At 71.6% G+C, this 20,994-nt stretch carries 10 protein-coding genes and 1 tRNA gene; 5 read left to right on the forward strand and 6 right to left on the reverse strand.

The annotated features are described in order from the left end of the window. From CLV40_RS09815 to CLV40_RS09835, 6 genes are all read right to left on the reverse strand, one after another. Entirely contained in the window at nt 1-2,331 is a 2,331-nt protein-coding gene (locus CLV40_RS09815) for a phosphoketolase family protein (protein ID WP_104478531.1), read from the reverse strand. Nucleotides 2,332-2,381: 50 nt separating this feature from the next. Continuing rightward, nucleotides 2,382-3,191: a polyphosphate kinase 2 gene (gene ppk2, locus CLV40_RS09820; protein WP_104478532.1), complete on the reverse strand. Its 810-nt coding sequence runs from the start codon at nt 3,189-3,191 to the stop codon at nt 2,382-2,384. A gap of 80 nt (nt 3,192-3,271) precedes the next feature. Further along, on the reverse strand, nt 3,272-3,412 hold the full coding sequence (locus tag CLV40_RS37855; protein WP_181043413.1) for a hypothetical protein: 141 nt from the start codon (nt 3,410-3,412) through the stop codon (nt 3,272-3,274). 96 nt (nt 3,413-3,508) lie between these two features. Beyond that, a complete protein-coding gene (locus tag CLV40_RS09825) occupies nt 3,509-4,111 on the reverse strand; it encodes a hypothetical protein (RefSeq protein ID WP_146107980.1) in 603 nt (200 codons plus the stop codon). A gap of 905 nt (nt 4,112-5,016) precedes the next feature. Continuing rightward, nucleotides 5,017-5,089: transfer RNA gene (locus CLV40_RS09830), tRNA-Arg, on the reverse strand. A 136-nt stretch (nt 5,090-5,225) separates the two neighbouring features. Continuing rightward, nucleotides 5,226-5,783, reverse strand: a complete 558-nt coding sequence (locus CLV40_RS09835; protein WP_181043414.1) for a DUF3558 family protein — start codon at nt 5,781-5,783, stop codon at nt 5,226-5,228. A gap of 92 nt (nt 5,784-5,875) precedes the next feature. Here CLV40_RS09835 and CLV40_RS09840 point away from each other — a divergent pair, with 92 nt between their 5' ends. The 5 genes from CLV40_RS09840 (at nt 5,876) to CLV40_RS09860 (ending at nt 20,920) form a co-directional block, all read left to right on the forward strand. Next, entirely contained in the window at nt 5,876-7,885 is a 2,010-nt protein-coding gene (locus tag CLV40_RS09840; protein ID WP_104478763.1) for a bifunctional copper resistance protein CopD/cytochrome c oxidase assembly protein, read from the forward strand. A 155-nt stretch (nt 7,886-8,040) separates the two neighbouring features. Continuing rightward, nucleotides 8,041-8,553, forward strand: coding sequence for a single-stranded DNA-binding protein (locus CLV40_RS09845; RefSeq protein WP_181043415.1), 513 nt, complete (start codon nt 8,041-8,043; stop codon nt 8,551-8,553). 245 nt (nt 8,554-8,798) lie between these two features. Next, on the forward strand, nt 8,799-10,475 hold the full coding sequence (ettA, locus tag CLV40_RS09850) for an energy-dependent translational throttle protein EttA (protein WP_104478536.1): 1,677 nt from the start codon (nt 8,799-8,801) through the stop codon (nt 10,473-10,475). 24 nt (nt 10,476-10,499) lie between these two features. Further along, nucleotides 10,500-15,746 (forward strand): hypothetical protein, encoded by a 5,247-nt coding sequence (locus tag CLV40_RS09855; RefSeq protein WP_104478537.1) that lies wholly within the window; start codon nt 10,500-10,502, stop codon nt 15,744-15,746. A gap of 194 nt (nt 15,747-15,940) precedes the next feature. Further along, nucleotides 15,941-20,920 (forward strand): NAD-glutamate dehydrogenase, encoded by a 4,980-nt coding sequence (locus CLV40_RS09860; protein WP_104478538.1) that lies wholly within the window; start codon nt 15,941-15,943, stop codon nt 20,918-20,920. Nucleotides 20,921-20,994: the final 74 nt, after the last annotated feature.

Below are 20,994 nucleotides of genomic sequence, written 5' to 3' on the forward strand. Positions count from 1 at the left end.
TCAGGCCCAGGTCCACTCGGCGATCGCCGGGTCGTCCTCGCCGTGTTCACGGGTGTACTGCCGGGCCGCCAGCCGCGCGTCGGCCATCCGCTGGCGCAGCACGGCCGCCTTCCCACCCAGGTGCGGCACCCGGTCGATGACATCCATGACGAGGTGGAACCGGTCGAGGTCGTTGAGCATGACCATGTCGAACGGGGTGGTTGTGGTGCCTTCTTCTTTGTAGCCGCGCACGTGCAGGTTGCGGTGGTTGTTGCGTCGGTAGGTGAGTCGGTGGATGAGCCACGGGTAGCCGTGGAAGGCGAAGACGACCGGCTTGTCGGTGGTGAACAGCGCGTCGAAGTCGCCGTCCGACAGGCCGTGCGGGTGTTCGGTATCGGGTTGCAGCCGCATCAGGTCGACCACGTTCACCACCCGGACCCGCAACTCCGGCAGGTGCGCACGCAGCAGCTTCGCCGCCGCCAACGTTTCCAGCGTCGGGATGTCGCCGGCGCACGCCAGCACGACGTCCGGCTCACCGTCGGTCGTTCCCGCCCACTCCCAGATACCCAGACCGCGCGTGCAGTGCGCGATGGCCTCGTCCATCGTCAGGTAGGTCAACGCGGGCTGCTTACCCGCGACGATTACGTTGACGTAGTGCCTACTACGGAGGCAGTGGTCCGCCACGGACAACAACGTGTTCGTGTCCGGCGGTAGGTACACCCGGACCACTTCGGCCTTCTTGTTCACAACGTGGTCGAGGAACCCGGGGTCCTGGTGGCTGAACCCGTTGTGGTCCTGGCGCCAGACGTGTGAGGACAACAGGTAGTTCAGCGACGCGATAGGCGCCCGCCACGGGATGTGCCGGGTCGTCTTCAGCCACTTCGCGTGCTGGTTGAGCATCGAGTCGACGATGTGGATGAACGCCTCGTAGCTGGTGAACAGGCCGTGCCTGCCGGTGAGCAGGTAGCCCTCCAGCCAGCCCTGGCACAGGTGCTCGGACAGCACCTCCATGACCCGCCCGTCCGGCCCGAGGTGGTCGTCGCCGGGCAGCGTCTGGGCGCTCCACGCCCGGTCGGTCTCCTCGAACACCGCCGACAGCCGGTTGGACGCCACCTCGTCCGGACCCATGACCCGGAAGTTGGCGGGGTTGCGGCGCATCAGGTCGCGCAGGAAGACGCCGAGCACGCGGGTCGCCTCGCTGGTGTCCGCACCGCGTTCGCGCACCTGCACCGCGTGGTCGCGGAAGTCCGGCATCACCAGCTCGCGCAGCACCAGACCGCCGTTGGTGTGCGGGTTCGCGCTCATCCGCCGGTCGCCCTTCGGGGCCAGCGCGCGCAACTCCGGCACCAGCGCGCCGTCGTCGTCGAACAGTTCCTCCGGCCGGTACGAGCGCAGCCACTCCTCCAGCTGCCTGCGGTGGCCCGCGTTGGTCCGGGTGCCCGACAACGGCACCTGGTGCGCCCGGAAAGTGCCCTCGACCTGCTGACCGTCCACCTCGGCAGGCCCGGTCCAGCCCTTCGGGGTGCGTAGGACGATCATCGGCCACGCCGGTCGGGTGTCCGGGTCGGCCCGGATCGCGGCGATCTCGTCGAACACCTTGTCCAAAGTAGAGGCCAGGAGTTCGTGCACGGCGGCCGGGTCGTCACCGGTGACGAAGTGCGGCTCGTAGCCGTATCCGCGCATGAGGGACGCAAGTTCCTCTTCGGGGATACGGGACAAGAGGGTCGGATTGGCGATTTTGTACCCGTTGAGGTGCAGAACCGGCAGGACTACGCCGTCACGCCGTGGGTTGAGGAACTTGTTGGAGTGCCAACTGGCCGCCAACGGGCCCGTTTCCGCCTCACCATCACCGATAACGCACAACGCCACCAGGTCGGGGTTGTCGAAGACGGCGCCGAAAGCGTGCACGAGCGCATAGCCCAACTCGCCACCCTCGTGGATGGAGCCGGGCGTCTCCGGGGCGACGTGGCTGGGGATGCCGCCGGGGAAGGAGAACTGGCGGAACAGCGATCGCAGACCGTCGGTGTTCTCACCGATCCCCGTGTAGACCTCGCTGTAGGTGCCTTCCAGGTACGCGTTCGCCACCAGACCCGGACCGCCGTGGCCGGGTCCGGTGACGTAGAGGACGTTCTCGTCGCGTTCGCGGATCACCCGGTTCAGGTGGGCGTAGAGGAGGTTCAGGCCGGGCGTGGTGCCCCAGTGGCCGAGCAGCCGCGGCTTGACGTGCTCCGACCGCAGGGACTCCCGCAGCAACGGGTTGTCCAGCAGGTAGATCTGACCGACGGACAGGTAGTTGGCGGCGCGCCAGTAGGCATCAATGAGACGGAGGTCGTCCGGTGACAAGGTAGGCATGTCGTCCTCTCCTCGGGCACCCCCAACGCTAGCGGCGCACTGCGGCCCCGTCAGTCGACCAAGGTCCCGGCGTGGTCGGGCACTTGGTGCTCGAGTTCCCGGGACGGTCGGACGTAACCACTCCCCGACGGGCGATCCGGCAGCTTCAGCTCGGGCCGCTCCACCGGTTCCCACGGCACGCTGGACAGCAGGTGGGCGATCATGTTCAGCCGGGCGGCCCGCTTGTCCTCCGCCTCGACGATCATCCACGGCGCGACCGGGGTGTCGGTGTGCACGAGCATGTCGTCGCGGGCCCGCGAGTAGTCGTCCCACCGGGTGATCGACTCCAGGTCCATCGGCGAGAGCTTCCACTGCTTCAACGGGTTGTCGTGCCGCTCCCGGAACCGCCGCACCTGCTCGGTCTCGCTCACCGAGAACCAGTACTTGCGCAGCAGCACCCCGTCCTCGACCAGCAGCTGCTCGAAGATCGGGCACTGGCGGAGGAACCGCTGGTACTCCTGCGGCGTGCAGAAGCCCATCACCCGCTCCACGCCCGCCCGGTTGTACCAGCTCCGGTCGAGCAGCACGATCTCCCCCGCGGCGGGCAGGTGCGCCACGTACCGCTGGAAGTACCACTGCGTCCGCTCCCGCTCGGTCGGCGTCGGCAGCGCCACGATCCGGCAGACCCGCGGGTTCAGGTGCTCCGCGACCCGCTTGATCGTCCCGCCCTTGCCCGCCGCGTCCCGCCCCTCGAACACCACGACCAGCCGGGTACCGCTCGCCTTCACCCACTCCTGCATGCGCACCAGCTCGCCCTGCAGCCGCAGCAGCTCCCGCTCGTACGCCTCGCGGGGCACCCGCCCGTTCTTCGCCTTCGCCATGCCCCCAGCCTGCCCGCAACCGACCGCCCCCGCAGCCGTGACGGCCACTACGTCCCCGAGCTCACCCGCCGCGGGGTGCGTCAACCCGCGGCGACGCGCGCCGAGTAGCGACGGCGGCGGCCCCCCGTCTCCCGCCGGGCGGCCGCCGCCGCGCACGCCGCACCCCGCGCCGGGTGCCCGTGCTCGACGATCTTCACCATGGTGATCCGCCGAACCCCCACCTGCGTTTCACCCTGGACGACAACCACTCGATCGTGGGGCACACCTTGTGTCGAGACCCCCGGTGTGCCCCACGCCCCCTTGTCTACTGTGGACGACTAAGCGCAAGCGCCCGGCTTGGTCTGGAACGCCGCGTCGGTCCGTGCGCCCTCGATGTGCTTGCGCCCGATGACCGCCATCTTGCCGTTCCGCACCGTGTACGTGACGCGCTCACCCACGTACACGTCGCGCGCCCAGTCCAGCTCCGCGGACACGGTCACGAACCTGCCCCCCGACCGCGCCTGCTCGCACCCGTACCGCAGAACGCCGCTGACTCCACCGCCCTGCCAGATCTGCACCGCCTTGCCACCGGAGGTCACCGGAACCAGCGACCGCCCGCTGAGCCGCCACGCGCTGAGCCGGTCGGTGTTGGCGCCAACCGACTCCACCACCAACACCTCCTTGCGCCGGTCCTTGTCCAGGTCCACCACAACGGGCTGCCGAACGGTGCCCGCGAAGTTCTCCAGCGGCATCCGCGCCGTGTACCGCTTCCCCCGCACCGTCGCCGAAAGTTCTTGCTGGGTCTTCGACCCCGCCACCGGCCGCAAGGTGACCTTGTCCTTGACCCGGTCGCCGTTGAGGTCGGCCCACACCACCACCGCCCCCGCCGACGACCCCACCTGCGCCGCCGCCACCCCAGCCCCCAGCAACGAAACACCCACGGAAACAACAACGGAAATGCCCAGCACAACAACAGACTTACGCATGAGAAGATCCCCCATTAAGATCCCCAAGAAACCCGCGGCCCACCCGCGAGTACCCGACGCCTCAGCGTCTGCAATAAGAGATGCGCACCCACCCGCCAAGTTCGCCCACTGTGACCCAACTCACGGAACCGAACAAAACCCCAGGTCAACCCTCGTCTTCACCACCATCGCGCACCCCGTCACCCCTGCCGCGCCCAACGCAACCCCAATTCCCAAACCGTTACCAAGCCTCAAGCACGCCTCAACATCAAATAGATCAAGATCTCAACCCCCAAACGGCAACAACCACCCTCAAACAATTCCCACCACAAGCCCGCCCAAAACCTCTCTCGACAACCAAGAAAACGCCCAACCCAAACCGCCCCCACCCCACCGCCCCCACCCACCCACGCCAGTCACCCCACGCTGCCCATCCCCACAGGCTCGTGGTCGCGCTCACTGGTTCCGGCGCCTGCCCAAACATCCGCCCCCACAAGGCCCGCATCCACAGGCACCCCGCACGCAGGCCCCCACGCCCACCCCCGCGCATCCGCGCAGCCCCGCATCCGCCCGCGCTCTCACGCTCCGCACAGCCCCGCTCCTGCTCCTACGCTCCTGCGCATCCCCATCCACGCAGCCCCGCTCCCGCTCCGCGCTCCCGCTCCGCGCGGCCCGCATCCGCAGTTGCCCCGCCTTCGCGCCCACATCTGCCCCTGCGCCCACATCTGCCCCTGCGCCCACATCTGCCCCTGCGCCCATACCTGCCCCCCGCTCGGGGGTCCGGGGGCGCAGCCCTCCGGGCGGGCCTGGGGTTGCACCCCAGAAAAAAGACGAGCGACCCAGGTTCGCGCGTTCCGCGAACATGGGTCGCCCAAAGCGAGTGCCCCCGGCAGGACTCGAACCTGCGGCCAAGAGCTTAGAAGGCTCCTGCTCTATCCGCTGAGCTACGAGGGCAGCGTGTGCGGCCGAGGCCGCACGGTAGACCGTTCCACGGGACTGATCGTCACAGGCGGCCTCACCGTTTCCGGTCAGCACTGATCGGGTGACGAAGACCGCTTTCTTGCGTCCGTTCGGGGCAGGCCCGGTTGCGCTATGCGCGCGGAAGTCTCTCGATGGCCCGTTCTGTCAACGGTTGTAGGAGACGGAGCACGTCGGCCTCCGGGGTGTCCCGTTTTTCCACTGCCACCAGGAGGGATCGGTCGCCGCGCACGGCCACGGTCGCGGTGCAGGTGCGGTAGCCGTCTTGGACCGCGCAGTGCAGCCAGGTCGGGTAGCCGAGGGTGTTCTCCTCGTGACCGGCCGGTTGGGTGCGTCTGACTTGGTCGAGGGGCTTGTAGAACGCGACCAGGGCGTAGTCGTCAGTGGCGCCGCCGCCGAGGGGGTAGCCGCAGGAGTCGGGGAAGGTCTCGGAGCGGGTTCGGGGTGCGCCGACCAGCCCGCCCGCGGCTTTGAGGTCGGGCTCGGTGAGCAACGAACACAGGTCGACACCGTCGAGTGACAGCGGGACGCCGCCGATCACCGTGGGTGTCACGCTGGTGACCGACCAGAACCCGGCCGCCGGTACGGGGTTGCCCGCCACGGGTGCGCCGCAACCCGCCAGGAGTGCCAGTGCCCCGATGGCGGTCGCCGCGACGTGTCCGCGCCTCACCGGGCCTACGGTAGTGCCTCGCGGTGTGAACCCCCGAACACTGGGAAACACCGTCGCTCGGGTGGGTGGGGGGTGGCGATTACCCTCGAGTCGTGCCACAGGACAGCGCGACCGACACCCGGCGCCCGGGATCGGGCCTGGCCCCACTGCTCGTCGTCGGGGGACTGCTCGCGGCCCTCGTCGGCGCCGCCATCGTCGCCGCCTCCGGGGGCGACCGGTACGAGCTGCAGGGCCTCCCGACCCCGGACGCGTTCACCGAGCACGCGTTGACCGTGGTCAGAGTGCTCACCGAGGTCGGTTGCGTGGTCACCGTCGGTTCGCTGCTCTTCGCCGCGTTCCTCGTCCCACCGCAGCGTTCCGGTGTCCTCGACGTGGGTGGTTACGCCGCGCTGCGCATGGCGAGTTGGGGTGCCGCGGTCTGGTTCGTCGGCGCGTTGCTGTCCGCGCCCTTCACCGCCGCGGACGCGGTCGGCCAGTCCATCACGTCGGTTCTGCAAACCGATGTGCTTCTTAACCTTCTAGGGACTCTTACCCAGGCTCAGGCGTGGTTACTGACTGCGGCTCTTGCGCTCGTAGTGCTTGTCGGCACGAGGTTTGCCCTTACCTGGGGCTGGACGGCGACGCTGTTCGTAGTGGCGCTTGTCGGCATCGTGCCTGTCGCGGTCACCGGACACTCCTCCAGCGGCGGCCAGCACGACGTGGCGACCAACAGCCTGCTGTTCCACCTGGTCGCCGTGGCGCTGTGGGTCGGCGGCCTGGTCGCGCTGCTCGCGCACGGCCGCCGCAGCGCCGAGCACCTCGGCCTGGCCGCGAGCCGCTTCTCCAAGCTGGCCCTGGTGTGCTGGATCGTCATGGCGGTCTCCGGCGTGGTCAACGCGTGGGTGCGGGTTCCGTTCAGCGACCTCTTCGACACCTGGTACGGCGCTCTCGTCCTGGTCAAGACCTTCGCGCTGCTCGTACTCGGCGTCTTCGGGTACTTCCAGCGCGAGCGCGGCGTACGCGCCGTAGTGGAGCGGGGTTCGCGCGGGGCACTGGTGCGCCTGGCCGCCGTCGAGGTCCTGATCATGCTGCTGACCATCGGCATCGCCGCCGCGCTGGCCAGGACGCCACCCCCGCAGGCCCTCTACGTCGAGCCGGACCGCGTCGAACTCGCGCTCGGGTACCCGCTGACCACCGAACCGACCCTGTCGCGGCTGCTGTTCAGCTGGCGGTTCGACCTCGTCTTCGGCACCGCGGCCGTCGTGCTCGCCGTGCTCTACCTGCGCGGGGTCGTGCGGTTGCGGCGCCGGGGGATCGCCTGGCCGGTCGGCCGGGTCGTGTCGTGGCTCGCCGGGTGCCTGGTGCTGCTGGTGGCCACCTCGTCCGGCATCGGTCGGTACGCGCCCGCGATGTTCAGCGTGCACATGGAAGCGCACATGCTGCTGTCCATGCTCGCGCCGGTGCTGTTCGTGCTGGGCGCCCCGATGACCCTCGCGCTGCGGGTTTTCCCGGCCGCGGGGAAGGACGCGCCGCCGGGGCCGCGGGAGTGGCTGCTGGCCTTCGTCCACTCGCCGGTGTCCCGGTTCCTGACGCAGCCGGTGGTCGCGTTGGTGCTGTTCGTCGGTTCCTTCTACGGCCTCTACCTGACCGGGCTCTTCGACTCGGCGCTGGAGAAGCACTGGGCGCACCTGGTCATGAACACCCACTTCCTCCTTGTGGGCTACCTGTTCTACTGGCCCGTGATCGGCGTCGACCCCGCGCCGCGCAAGCTCCCGCACGTCGGTCGGCTCGGCCTGGTCTTCGCCTCCATGCCGTTCCACGCGTTCTTCGGCGTCATCCTCATGAGCACCCAGACGGTCATCGGCGAGCGCTTCTACCAGGGCCTGGGCCTGCCGTGGAACACCGACCTGCTGGCCGACCAGCGGCTCGGCGGCGGCATCGCCTGGGCCTCCGGTGAGATCCCGCTGCTGGTCGTGCTGATCGCGCTGCTGGCCCAGTGGTCGCGCGCCGACGACCGCGAGGCCCGCCGATCCGACCGCCGGGTGGACGAGGGCACTTCCGACGACCTCGACGCCTACAACGCCATGCTCAAGCAGATGGCGGACGGCAAACCCCAGAACTGACCCGATTTCGGGTCCAGAACTCCGGAATGGGGCGGTTTTCCCGTCCGAAGTCATCCACATACCTCGAAGCTGTCCACAGCTCCCGCCGCCTCCTCGAACCGGCCTCGCGCCTCGGTCACCCTGGTCCGGAAGGCCCATCCGAGAGAGGTCGAGGGATGAACGAAACGATCGTCACGCTGGTCGGCAGGCTCGCCGGGGAGATCACCCGGCGGCGCTTCTCCACCGGATCGATCACCAGCTTCCGCATGCACTGCCGGGAACGCCGCTTCGACGCGGAGACCCAGTCCTGGGTGGACGGCGACGGCATGTTCGTGTCCGTCCACTGCTGGCGCAGGCTCGGCGACAACGCGCACACCTCGCTCGCCCGCGGCGACCGGGTCATCGTGGTCGGCAGGCTGTACCACCGCGAGTTCGAGCACCACGGCAGGCTCCGGCTCAGCGTCGAGGTGGACGCCCGGGCTGTCGGCCCCGACCTGACCTTCGACCCGGTGGAGGTCAAGCGCGACCCCGACCGGGTCGCCTGGCGCCGGACCGCGACCGAGAACCCCGAGCCAGCCGAGGGCCCGGGGGTGGCCGAGAAGGCCGGGGTGACCGCGTTGCCGGGCGCGGCCGAGCCGAGCGGGTCCGCCCCGACTGCCGAACCCGGGCCTGCCGCCCAGGCCGCGTGAAGGGGTTTGCCGTGGTCACCGCGGAGGCATGTCCGCATGGGACAGGGAGGGGAGGTGCGGGTCGTCAGAGCACCGGGCCGCGGCGCCCGACGGCGAGCGGTACTCGACCACGGCGAAGCGTGAGCCGGTCGACGCGCTGCGCGACGGTCGACCGCGTAACCCGTTCGGCGGTACGCACGCCACGGCGCGTCCGGTCCCCCCGGTCGCGCTCATGGGCGCCGACCGACCACTCTACGATCGCCAGCATGGCCGAGTTCATCTACACCATGAAGAAGGTGCGCAAGGCGCACGGGGACAAGGTCATCCTTGATGACGTCACCATCCAGTTCCTGCCCGGGGCGAAGATCGGGGTGGTGGGCCCCAACGGCGCGGGCAAGTCGAGCGTGCTCAAGATCATGGCCGGCCTCGACCAGCCCAACAACGGCGAGGCCTTCCTCTCGCCCGGCTACTCCGTCGGCATCCTGCAGCAGGAACCGCCGCTCAACGAGGAGAAGACCGTCCTGGGCAACGTCCAGGAGGCCTTCGGCGAGATCAAGGTCAAGCTCGACCGGTTCAACGAGATCGCCGAGCTGATGGCCACGGAGTACTCCGACGAGCTGATGGAGGAGATGGGCAAGCTCCAGGAGGAGCTCGACCACGCCGACGCCTGGGACCTGGACTCGCAGCTCGAGCAGGCCATGGACGCGCTGCGCTGCCCGGCGCCGGACGCCGACGTCACGGTGCTCTCCGGTGGCGAGCGCCGCCGGGTCGCGCTGTGCAAGCTGCTGCTGTCCAAGCCCGACCTGCTGCTGCTCGACGAGCCCACCAACCACCTGGACGCGGAGAGCGTGCTGTGGCTGGAGCAGCACCTCGCGCAGTACCCGGGCGCCGTCCTGGCCGTCACCCACGACCGGTACTTCCTGGACAACCTGGCGCAGTGGATCCTCGAGATCGACCGCGGCCGCACCTACCCCTACGAGGGCAACTACTCCACCTACCTGGAGAAGAAGGCCGAGCGGCTCGCCGTCCAGGGCAAGAAGGACCAGAAGCTGCAGCGCCGGCTCAAGGAGGAGCTGGCCTGGGTCCGCTCCAACGCCAAGGCCCGGCAGACCAAGTCCCGGTCCCGCCTCGACCGCTACGAGGAGATGGCCGCGGAGGCGGAGAAGACCCGCAAGCTCGACTTCGAGGAGATCCAGATCCCGCCGGGCCCGCGCCTGGGCAACATCGTGGTCGAGGTCGACAAGCTGCAGAAGGGCTTCGGCGACCGGGTCCTGATCGACGGGCTCAGCTTCGACCTGCCGCGCAACGGCATCATCGGCGTGATCGGCCCCAACGGCGTCGGCAAGACCACGCTGTTCAAGACGATCGTCGGGCTGGAGAAGCCGGACACCGGCAACGTCAAGATCGGCGAGACGGTGTCGCTGTCCTACGTCGACCAGAACCGGGCCAACATCGACCCGAAGAAGACGGTGTTCGAGACGGTGTCCGGCGGCCTGGACTACATCCAGGTCGGCCAGGTCGAGATGCCCTCGCGCGCGTACGTCAGCGCGTTCGGCTTCAAGGGCCCGGACCAGCAGAAGCCCGCGGGCGTGCTCTCCGGCGGCGAGCGCAACCGGCTCAACCTGGCGCTCACGCTCAAGCAGGGCGGGAACCTGATCCTGCTCGACGAGCCGACCAACGACCTCGACGTCGAGACCCTGGGGTCGCTGGAGAACGCGCTGGAGCAGTTCCCCGGGTGCGCGGTGGTCATCTCCCACGACCGCTGGTTCCTGGACCGCACCTGCACCCACATCCTGGCCTGGGAGGGCACCCCCGAGAGCCCGGCCAAGTGGTTCTGGTTCGAGGGCAACTTCGAGGGGTACGAGAAGAACAAGATCGAACGGCTCGGCGCCGACGCCGCGCGGCCGCACCGGGTGACCTACCGCAAGCTCACCCGGGACTAGAGGACCGGACAGGAGAGCGGCGACGTGGCGGCCTGGAACGAGTTACCGGCGGAGGGGTCGTCCCCGTCCCGGTGCGCGGAGCTGGTGGACGCGGCCGAGCGGCTCCGGGGCGGTGCCCCGGAGCTGGCGGTCCAGTTCGCCGCCCGGGCGCTCACCTCGGCGGCGGTCGAGGCCGCCACGGTCACCAGGGCGCAGGAGCTGCTGGGCACGCTGCTGGTCAAGCTGGGCAGGCACGCCGAGGCGGTCGAGCCCGGCTTGGCCGCGCTGCGCGCCGTCACCGGCGGCGGCCAGGTCGACCGGGCGGCGGTGCTGCGGGTCGCGCTGGCGGCCTGCGCGCGGGTGCTCGGCGAACCGCTCACCGGCTGCGAGCTGCTGCGGCCGGTACTGCGCGCCACCGGCACCCGGCCCGCCGGTCGGGCGCTGGCGCTCGGCCAGTTCGTCGCGTGCGCCGCGCACGTCGGCAACCGCGACGACCTGGAAGACGCGCTGGCCGAGGCCGACCGGCTCTTCGCCGCCGACGGGGACACCGGCCAGGACGGCCGCCGGTTGGAGCGGTCGCTGCTGTGCGTGCGGGCCGCCTCGTACCACCGCCGCCACGGCGACACCGAGGCCGCCGCGGAGTCGGCCCGCGAGGGTCTCGCGCTGCTCAACCGCATGTCCGACGCCGAGGCCGAGGGCGGTCTGGCCCGCTCCCGGCTGGTGCTGGAACTGGTCTGCGCCCTGCTCGACGACGGCGACCTCGACGAGGCGGGCCGGGTCGCCGCCGTGGCGCTGGGCGAACCCGTCCGCGCCACCTCCGCGCTGGCCCTGGGCAGGCTGCGGCTGGCCATCGCCACCCGCGTCCTGCTGCCCTCCGGCCGCGCCGAGTCCGGGCGGATCCTGCTCACCGAGGTCGTCCGGGTGGCCGAACGCCACCACCTCGACTCCCTGCTCACCGACGCGTGGACGTTCCTCGCCCACGCCGAGGAGGAGGCCGACCACCCGGTCGAGGCCCTGCACGCCCTGCGCTCCGCGCGCGCCGCCGAGTACCGCTACCTCCGCGCCGCCCAGTCGGCGAAGTCGCTCTTGGTGGCCGAAGTCGGTGCCGTCCACGACCCGGCCACCGCCGTCGCCGCCCTCCGCAACGCCGTCCGCCCGGTCACCGCGGTCCCCGCCAAGACCAGGCCCACCACCCCGACACCGGCCGCCGAGGAGCAAAAGCCCGCGACGGCCACCTCGGCCCCCCTCTCCCGACGCGCAACCCGAGGCGAGGACACCGCCCCCTCGGTGCGCGCGGTCACCGACCCCGGCACCGAGCAAGACGAAGAACCCCGCACCACCCCCCTGACCGGGACCGCACCCGCCACCCCATCCCGACCGCGCAACGACTCGGGGGCCATCGCACGGCGCGCGAAACGGGACTCGGATTCCGCGGCCACCCCCGCGGTGCCCGGCACCCCGGCGTCCGCTTCCGCGCGGACCCGCGATTCGGCCGTCGTCTCCCGGCGGGCCGAGCGGGCCACGGGCCCGGAGGCCCCGACTCGCGCGCGCACCAGCGCGTCCGGGGCGACCTCGCGGCGAGTCATCACCGAACCGGCCCCGGACGGGGAGACGTTCGCCGTGACGCTGGTCCGGGTCGGCCCCAAGGGCGTCGCCGAACCGATCGAACCCGAGGAACCACCCCTTCCGGTAGGCGGCGAGGTGTCCCTCAACGCCCTCGCCATCCACGTCCGGGCCCTGGCCCCGGCCAACGCCGAACTGCTCCGCTCCGACCGGGGCGAGTTCGCGGTCCTGCTGCCCGACACGTCCCTGGACACGGCCGACCGCCTGGCCACCGCGATCCGCGAGACCGCCACCGAGGCCCAGTGGCTGATCGACGACCACGGCCAGGAACTCACCATCACCACCGGCACCGCCGCCGCCCCCGGCACCCCGGACGGCCCGACCACCGGCATCGACGCCCTGCTGGCCGCCGCCCGCCGCGCCATGGCCGTACCGGAGCAGTTGACCCCGGCCCCCGCCGTCCTGCGCCGCACCGACCGCCTGGACCGCACCCCCACCACGGCGAAAACGGTCCCGCTCGACCCGGACACCCCCACCCCACAGCCCACCACGCCCCCGCCTGCCCCCACAACGGCCGCGACCACACCGACGGCCCCTTCCAACTCGGCCACCGGAACCCACACCGCACAGACCACCCCCCACGCTCCGACATCGACCCCCACCACCGACGCCGCACACGCAGCCGCGGCGCCGATAGCCCTCCCCGGCCCGGCGACTGGCGCCCACGCCGCCCCCGCGTCACCACTCACCACCGATGCGGCAACCGGCACCCACGCCGCTCCCGCCGCACAGACCACCCCCCACGCCTCGACGCCCACCCCGATCGCCGACGCGGCGCGCACGGCTGCCACGCCGTTGAGCGCCCCCGTTGCGGCGAGCGGGGCACATGCCGCTCCCGTTCCACGGGCAACCTCCACGCCAACGAGCGCCCCCGGCGCGGCTACCGGAACCCACGCCGCGCAGGCCACCTCGCACGCTTCGACGTCGACTCCGATCGCTGACGCGGCGCAGGCGGCACACACGGCTAGCGCCCTTGGCGCGGCGACCGGGGCGCACGCCGTTCCCGCAGCGCAGGCCACCTCGCACGCTTCGACGTCGACCCCGATCGCCGACGTGGCGCAGGCGGGACACGCGGCTAGCGCCCTGGGCGCTGCGACCGGGGCCCACGCCGTTCCCGCTTCGCGGGCAGCCTCCTTCGCGTCCGCGCCGACCGCCGTCGATGCGATGCTCGCCACGCCGGTCGTGACCGGGGCGCACGATGCTTCCGCCTCTCGCGCCACGGCCGACGCGGTGCCCGCCGCGCCGATGGAACCCGCCATCGGCGCGCACACGGCTTCCGCTTCACACACGACCTCCCCCGCCTCCACGTCGGCACCCACCACCGACGCGGCAGCCCATGCCGCCGGGCCGGACCGCGGGTCAGGCGCATTCGGACACACCGGCGAGCACAAGCGTTCCCACCCGGCCGCCCCCCCGGGTGGAGACCTCGCGGATGTGGCTGTGCCCGACACACCAACGGACGCCGCGCCCCTTGGTCATGCGGACCAACCCGCACACACGGCCACACCGGGCTCCGCCGCGAACTTCGCTTCCGGCGCGCACCGGATTCCCGCCGGGGAGACCCCCGGGGTGTTCGGCCCCCAGGCCAACCCCGAATCCGACGGCGGGCGGCGAACACACCGGTCAGGGGCGTTCAGCCGGGAGATCGACGCGGCCCAGGTACGCAGGCTGACCGGCGGGGTCCGGCGGGAAAAACCCGTCGAGCCCCGGCCAAGCGGGATCGAGGCCATCCTCGAAGGCAAGGAAACCACCGCCAGCCGCGAGCTACGCGACTCCGGCTCCTGGACGCGGTTGACCCCGGAGGACAGCGCCCCGGTGTGGCCGCAGGACTCCGGGTCGTTCCGCCGACCCGTCCCGCAAGCGGACAACGCCGAGACCACCCCCGACCCCTCCGCCCCGGTCGGCAGGCGCGCCGCGCGCCGGGCCAAGGCCGAGGAACCCGTCGAGAAGTCCACTTCGGACGAACCCACCGCGGGCGCCCAAGCCGTGCTGAGCCGCTTCGGGGTCACCGCCGAGGGCGGCGGCCGCCGCAGGGCCCCCGAGGACGACGACTACTACTACGACCCCAACGCTCTCGTCGGCACTGATCTGCCTTCCCCGCCGATGCTGCCCGCCGCCTCGCTGGCCCCGGACAGCGACCTGTGGTCCGAGGACGACACCACTCCCATCCCCGCCGACACCGTGCGCGCCCAGGACTCGGGACTCCTCCCGAGGATCCCCGCCCCGGCCCTCCCGCTGGACCAGTTCTTCCTGAACTCCCAGCCCCAACCCCCAAAGCCCGACGACGTCCCGACGCCGCCCGACCGCCCGGTGCCCGACCCCTCCCAGCCGACCCCCACCGGCCCGGACCCCTTCCAACCGGAACCCGACCGACCCGACCCCTTCCGGCCAGACCCGCCCCGGTCCGGTCCCGCTCGGCTGGACTCCACCCGGTCCGGCCCTCTCCGACCCGAGCCTGGCGGGTTGGACTCTTTTCCGTCCGACCCCACCCGGTCGGATCCCTTCCGGTCCGACTCTTCCCAGCCGGACCCTTTCCGACCCGAACTCGGGCAGCTCGACCCGGCTCGGTTCGGTCCCACCCGGCCGGACCCCGCCGAACCTGACCCCGGTCACCCCGAGCCCACCCGACCCGACCCCTTCCGCTCGGACCCCACCCGCTCGGACCCTTCCCGGTCCGGTCCCGCCCAACCCGATCCCTTCCGGTCCGATCCGACCCGGTCCGATCCCGCCCAACCCGGCCCTGGCAGGTCCGACCCTTTCCAGCCGGACCCGTTCCAGCCGGAACCCGGGCAACCAGACCCCTTCCGGCCGGACCCCACTCGTCCGGACCCCGATCAGCCAGACCCGTTCCAGCCAGACCCCTTCCGGCCGGACCCCACTCGTCCGGACCCCGATCAGCCAGACCCGTTCCAGCCAGACCCGTTCCAGCCGGAACCCGGGCAACCAGACCCCTTCCGGCCTGATCCCTTCCAGCCGGAACCCGGTCACCCCGATCCCTTCCGGCCGGACCCCTTCCGCTCCGACCCCACCACCCCCGGCCCCCTCCGCCCCGAGGTGCCCGAACCCCCACACCGCCCGGAGATCCCCGAGCCCCCGCTCACCCCCGCGATCCCCGACCCCCACAACCCGCCCCTCAAACGCGACACCGGGTCCATCGGGGCGGGCAGTGTCGACTCCAGCGCGTCCGTCGCCGCCGACCGGTTGGCCAGTGACTTCGCCGCTCGGTTGCGGGGGTTGCCGCGCAACTCCGGGGTGATCGACAAGGCCGAGGACGAGTTCCCCGAGCCCGTCGACCTGGACCGCCCCGCCTTGTCCGCGGACGAGCCCGCCGACCGGCCCGCCCTCCCCGCCCGCAGGCGGCGGTCCCCCGGCAGTCCCGGCAGCAGGCGCGAGCGCACCAACCCCAGTGGTCTGGCCGACTTGCTGGCCGAGGCCCTGGTCGCCTTCCAGGCCACCCAGTCCAACCAGGGCTGGGCCGACGAGCGGGAACCCGATCCGCCCCGCCGCCCCGCCGACGGTTCCACCTGGGCCACCGACGCCCGCGCCGCCGAGCCGGGGGAGCGGGAGACCCGGCGCGCGGACCTGTCCGGGCTGCCCACGCCGCCCGCGGGGCTGCGGGGCAGGCACCGGTCGTCGGAGTGGGCGCCCGCCGATCTGGACCACGGTTAAGGCCGACGGCAGGTGACCGGCGTGTCACGATGGTCGAAACACCGCGTTCCCAGGGCGCAAAACCGCACGTCATGACCCGTTCCGGGGGTGGTACCGCGGTGATCCCGACGTGCGGGAGTGGCCCGGGGCGGCACTAATGTGTGGGGTGCATGCGGCACAGCGGCGTGCCGCCAAGCGTGGAGCCAGGGAACACAATGACCTCGACTGGAGTCTCGTCCCGCACCGATGGAGCCGTCAGCGTCGACGGCTCGGCGTCGGCCGGACGACCGGTCAGCACCAGCCCGGAACAGACCAGAGACGACCTCATCGAGCGGGCCGCGCAGCAGGCCCCCGATATCGCCGACCTCATCCGCCTCTACTTCCGCTACATCCCCCCGGAGGAGGTCATCGGCGACGAGCCGGTGAACCTCGTCGGCGCCGTGCGCTCGCACGCGCAGCTCGCCGAGCACCGGGTCAAGGGCCGACCGGCCGTCCGGATGCTCAACCCCACCACCGCCACCGACGGCTGGAACTCGGGTGGCTCGGTGGTGCAGATCGTCACCGACGACATGCCCTACCTCGTCGAGTCGGTCAGCGCCGAGCTGGTCCGCCGCGGCGTGCAGGTGCAGCGCGTCGTGCACCCGATCGTGGTGGTCCGCCGGGACCTCGCCGGGCAGCTCAAGGACGTCAAGCCGACCTGCGACCCGGACAACCCGCCCGGCGAGTGCTTCGCCGAGTCGTGGATGCACATCGAGGTCGACCTGATCACCGGCGCGGACCGCGCCCGGGAGATCGAGACCGGCCTGCTCACCGTGCTCAACGACGTCCGCGAGGTCGTCGAGGACACCGACCGGATGCTCGCCACGGCCCGTGCGCTGGCCGACGAGCTGGAGCAGAACCCGCCCCCGCTCGACCAGGCCCAGCTCACCGACGGCGCCGCCCTGCTGCGCTGGCTGGCCGACGGCCACTTCACCTTCCTCGGCTACCGGCGCAACGAGCTGATCGCGGGCGACGACGGCGCCGACCCGGCCCTGCGCGCCGTGCTGGCCAGCGGCCTGGGGGTGCTGCGCCAGGACAGCCTCGCCGCGCGCAGCCTCACCGCGGGCCCCGACGCCCTCGCGCACGCCCTCGCCCCGCGCCTGCTGGTCCTCACCGAGGCCAGTGCCCCGTCGACGGTGCACCGCTCGACCTACCCGTACTACGTCGGCGTGAAGACCTTCGACGCCGACGGCACGGTCACCGGCGAGCACCGCTTCCTCGGCGTGTTCACCACCAACGCGCTGCACGAGGACGTCCTGGACATCCCGGTGGTCGCCCGCCGCGTGCGGGAGGTCATCCACCAGGCCGGGTTCCCGATGGAGTCCTACTCGGGGCAGCGGATGCTGGAGGTCATCCAGAACTGGCCGCGCGCCGAGCTGTTCTCCACCACGGCCGACGCGCTCTACGCCACCGCGACCGGTGTGCTGGCCCTGGCCGACCGGCGCAGGCTGCGGCTGTTCCTGCGCCGCGACCCGTACGCCAGGTTCTTCTCCTGCCTGATCTTCCTGCCCCGCGACCGCTACACCACCACCTCGCGCATCGCCATGCAGGAGGTGCTGCTCGACGAGCTGGGCGGCACGAACCTGGAGTTCAGCACGCGGCTGGGGGAGACGCCGCTGGCGCAGGTGTACTTCATCATCCACACCGACCCCGGCAGGCACGTCGACGCGGACGCGCAGCGGATCCAGGAGCGGCTCACCGAGGCCGTGCGCGGCTGGGACGACCGCCTGGTCGAGGCCGTGTTCGCCGAGCAGCGCGAGCAGGCCGACGCGGGTGTCGCCCTGGGCCCGGAGTCGGCCACCGAGCAGGGCCAGCGCTACGCCAGCGTGTTCCCGGAGGCCTACAAGGAGGACTTCGACGCCGCCGACGCGCTGGCCGACCTGCGCCGCCTGCAGGACCTGCGCGACGGCGGCGACCTCGGCATGTCCTTCTACGTGCCGCGCGAGGCGACCCCGGGGGAGCGCCGGTTCAAGCTCTACCTGACCGGCGAGGGCGTGACGCTGTCGCAGGTGCTGCCGGTGCTGCAGAACATGGGCGTGGAGGTCGTCGACGAGCGGCCCTACGAGCTGCGCCGCGAGGACGGCGAGCGCTGGTGGATCTACGACTTCGGGCTGCGCATCGACCCGTCGGTGCTGGAGGGCCGCACGGCCGAGGAGCTGGACCGGCTCAAGGTCGACTTCCAGGAGGCGTTCGCCGCGATCTGGCGCGGTGACGCCGAACCCGACCGGTTCAACGCGCTGGTGCTGCGCGGCGGCCTCACCTGGCGCCAGGCCGTCGTGCTGCGCGCCTACTCGCGCTACCTGCGCCAGGCGGGCACCCCGTACTCGCAGGAGTACATCGAGGACGCCGTGCTCGCGCACACCGGCATCGCCACCGCGCTGGTCCGGCTGTTCGAGGTCGGCTACGACCCGGCGCTGTCCGAGGAGACCCGGCACTCCCAGGCGGGCACCCGCATCGCCGAGATCTCCGAGCTGATCGACGGCGTCACCAGCCTCGACGAGGACCGCATCCTCCGCAGCCTGCTCACCGTCATCCGGGCCACGCTGCGCACCAACTACTACGTGCGCGACGCGGACGGCGCGCTGCGGCCGTACCTGGCGGTGAAGCTGGAGCCGCGCGCGGTGCCGGAGCTGCCCGAGCCGCGGCCGAAGTTCGAGATCTTCGTCTACTCGCCGCGCGTCGAGGGCGTGCACCTGCGCTTCGGCGCGGTCGCCCGCGGCGGTCTGCGCTGGTCCGACCGCCGGGAGGACTTCCGCACCGAGGTGCTGGGCCTGGTGAAGGCGCAGGCGGTGAAGAACGCGGTGATCGTGCCGGTCGGCGCGAAGGGCGGCTTCGTGGTCAAGCGCCCGCCCGCGCCCACCGGCGACCCGAGCCTGGACCGCGAGGCGTTCCAGAACGAGGGCGTGGCCTGCTACCGGATGTTCATCTCCGGCCTGCTCGACCTCACCGACAACCTGGAGGCGGGCGAGGTCGTGCCCGCCCGCGGCGTGGTCCGCTACGACGGCGACGACACGTACCTGGTGGTCGCCGCGGACAAGGGCACCGCGACGTTCTCCGACATCGCCAACGAGCTGGCCAAGAGCCGCGGCTTCTGGCTCGGCGACGCGTTCGCCAGCGGCGGCTCGGTCGGCTACGACCACAAGGCCATGGGCATCACCGCCAAGGGCGCGTGGGAGAGCGTGAAGCGCAACTTCCGCGAGCTGGGTGTCGACACCCAGACCGAGGCGTTCACCGTGGTCGGCGTCGGCGACATGTCCGGTGACGTGTTCGGCAACGGCATGCTGCTCTCCGAGCACATCCGGCTGGTGGCCGCCTTCGACCACCGGCACGTCTTCCTCGACCCCAACCCCAACGCGGCGGTCGGCTTCAACGAGCGCAAGCGGCTCTTCGAGCTGCCCCGCTCGTCCTGGGACGACTACGACCGCTCGCTGATCAGCGAGGGCGGCGGCGTCTTCCCGCGCACCCTCAAGGCCATCCCGGTCAGCGCGCAGGCCGCGCGCTCGCTGGGGCTGCCCGAGGACATCGGCAAGCTCTCGCCGCAGGAGCTGATGAAGGCGATCCTGCTGGCCGAGGTCGACCTGCTGTGGAACGGCGGCATCGGCACCTACGTCAAGGCGAGCACCGAGAGCCACGCGGACGTGGGCGACAAGGCCAACGACGCGCTCCGGGTGGACGGCTCGGCGCTGCGGGTGAAGGTGGTCGGCGAGGGCGGCAACCTGGGTCTGACCCAGCGCGGCCGGATCGAGTTCGCCCGACGCGGCGGCAAGGTCAACACCGACGCGCTGGACAACAGCGCGGGCGTCGACTGCTCCGACCACGAGGTCAACATCAAGATCCTGCTCGACCACCTGGTCCGCGAGGGCGAGCTGGCGTCGAAGCAGCGCGACGAGCTGCTCGCGGAGATGACCGACCAGGTCGGCCACCTGGTGCTGGCCGACAACTACCGGCAGAACGCGGTGCTCGGCGTCAGCCGCGCGCACGCCAAGCCGATGGCGTCCGTGCACGCCCGCCTGGTCGACGCGCTGGAGCGGGAGGACGGCTTCGACCGGCGGCTGGAGGCGCTGCCGTCGCGCGAGCAGTTCAAGGCCATGGAGAAGGCGGGCGACGGGCTGTCCTCGCCGGAGCTGGCCACGCTGCTCGCGCACGTCAAGCTCGCCCTCAAGGAGGACGTGCTGGCCAGCGAGCTGCCCGACCAGGACGTGTTCGCCCGCAGGTTGCCGGAGTACTTCCCGACCCAGCTGCGCGAGCGGTTCGGCCCGGCCATCGGCGCGCACCCGCTGCGCAGGCAGATCACCACGACCCTGCTGGTCAACGAGGTCGTCGACGGCGGCGGCATCTCCTACGCGTTCCGCCTGGCGGAGGAGATCAGCTCCAGCACCACCGACGCGGTCCGCGCGTTCGCCGTGGCGACCAGGGTCTACGACCTGCCCGCGATCTGGCGGGAGGTCGACGCGCTGGACAACGTGGTGCCGACCGAGCTCGCCGACTCGATGGTGCTGGAGACCCGCAGGCTGCTCGACCGGGCGTCGCGGTGGCTGCTGTCCAACCGGCCGCAGCCGCTGGCGGTCGGCGCGGAGATCACCCGGTTCCACCGGGTGGTCAGCGAGCTGGCGCCGCAGGTCGGCGACCTGCTGCGCGGCCGGGCCGCCGACGAGGCCGCCGCGGACGCCGAGCGGATGGCGTCGGCGGGGGTGCCGGGGCCGCTGGCCAAGCGCATCTCGGGCCTGCTCGACGCGTACAGCCTGCTCGACATCACCGAGATCGCCGAGCTGGCCGAGCGGGACGCGGGCGGGCTGGAGACCGAGCGCAGCCCGCTGGAGGCCGCGCAGCTGTACTTCGCGCTGTCGGACCACCTCGGCATCGACGAGATGCTGACCTCGATCAGCGCGCTGGAGCGCGGCAACCGCTGGCACGCCCTGGCCCGGCTGGCCCTGCGCGACGACCTGTACGGGTCGCTGCGCGCGATCACCCTGGACGTGCTGCGGCAGAGCGACCCGGGGGAGCGGCCGGAGGACAAGATCTCCGGGTGGGAGCGCACGAACACCTCCCGGCTGGCCCGGGCCCGCGCGGCCCTGGAGGAGATCCAGGCCTCCGGCAGGCTCGACCTGGCGACCCTGTCGGTGGCCGTCCGGCAGGTCCGCAGCGTGGTCCGCTAGCCGGTGGAGATCGGTTAGCAGCACGTCTCCCACGGGGCGGCGGGGGACACCCGCCGCCCCGCGGCGTACCGGGG

The organism is Actinokineospora auranticolor (assembly GCF_002934265.1).
Lineage (GTDB): Bacteria > Actinomycetota > Actinomycetes > Mycobacteriales > Pseudonocardiaceae > Actinokineospora > Actinokineospora auranticolor.

Coding starts and splice junctions, on each gene's coding strand:
- ettA (WP_104478536.1), top strand. CDS start 8,799: ATGGCCGAGTTCATCTACACCATGAAGAAGGTGCGCAAGGCGCACGGG.
- CLV40_RS09845 (WP_181043415.1), top strand. CDS start 8,041: ATGAACGAAACGATCGTCACGCTGGTCGGCAGGCTCGCCGGGGAGATC.
- ppk2 (WP_104478532.1), bottom strand. CDS start 3,191: ATGGCGAAGGCGAAGAACGGGCGGGTGCCCCGCGAGGCGTACGAGCGG.
- CLV40_RS09860 (WP_104478538.1), top strand. CDS start 15,941: ATGACCTCGACTGGAGTCTCGTCCCGCACCGATGGAGCCGTCAGCGTC.
- CLV40_RS09815 (WP_104478531.1), bottom strand. CDS start 2,331: ATGCCTACCTTGTCACCGGACGACCTCCGTCTCATTGATGCCTACTGG.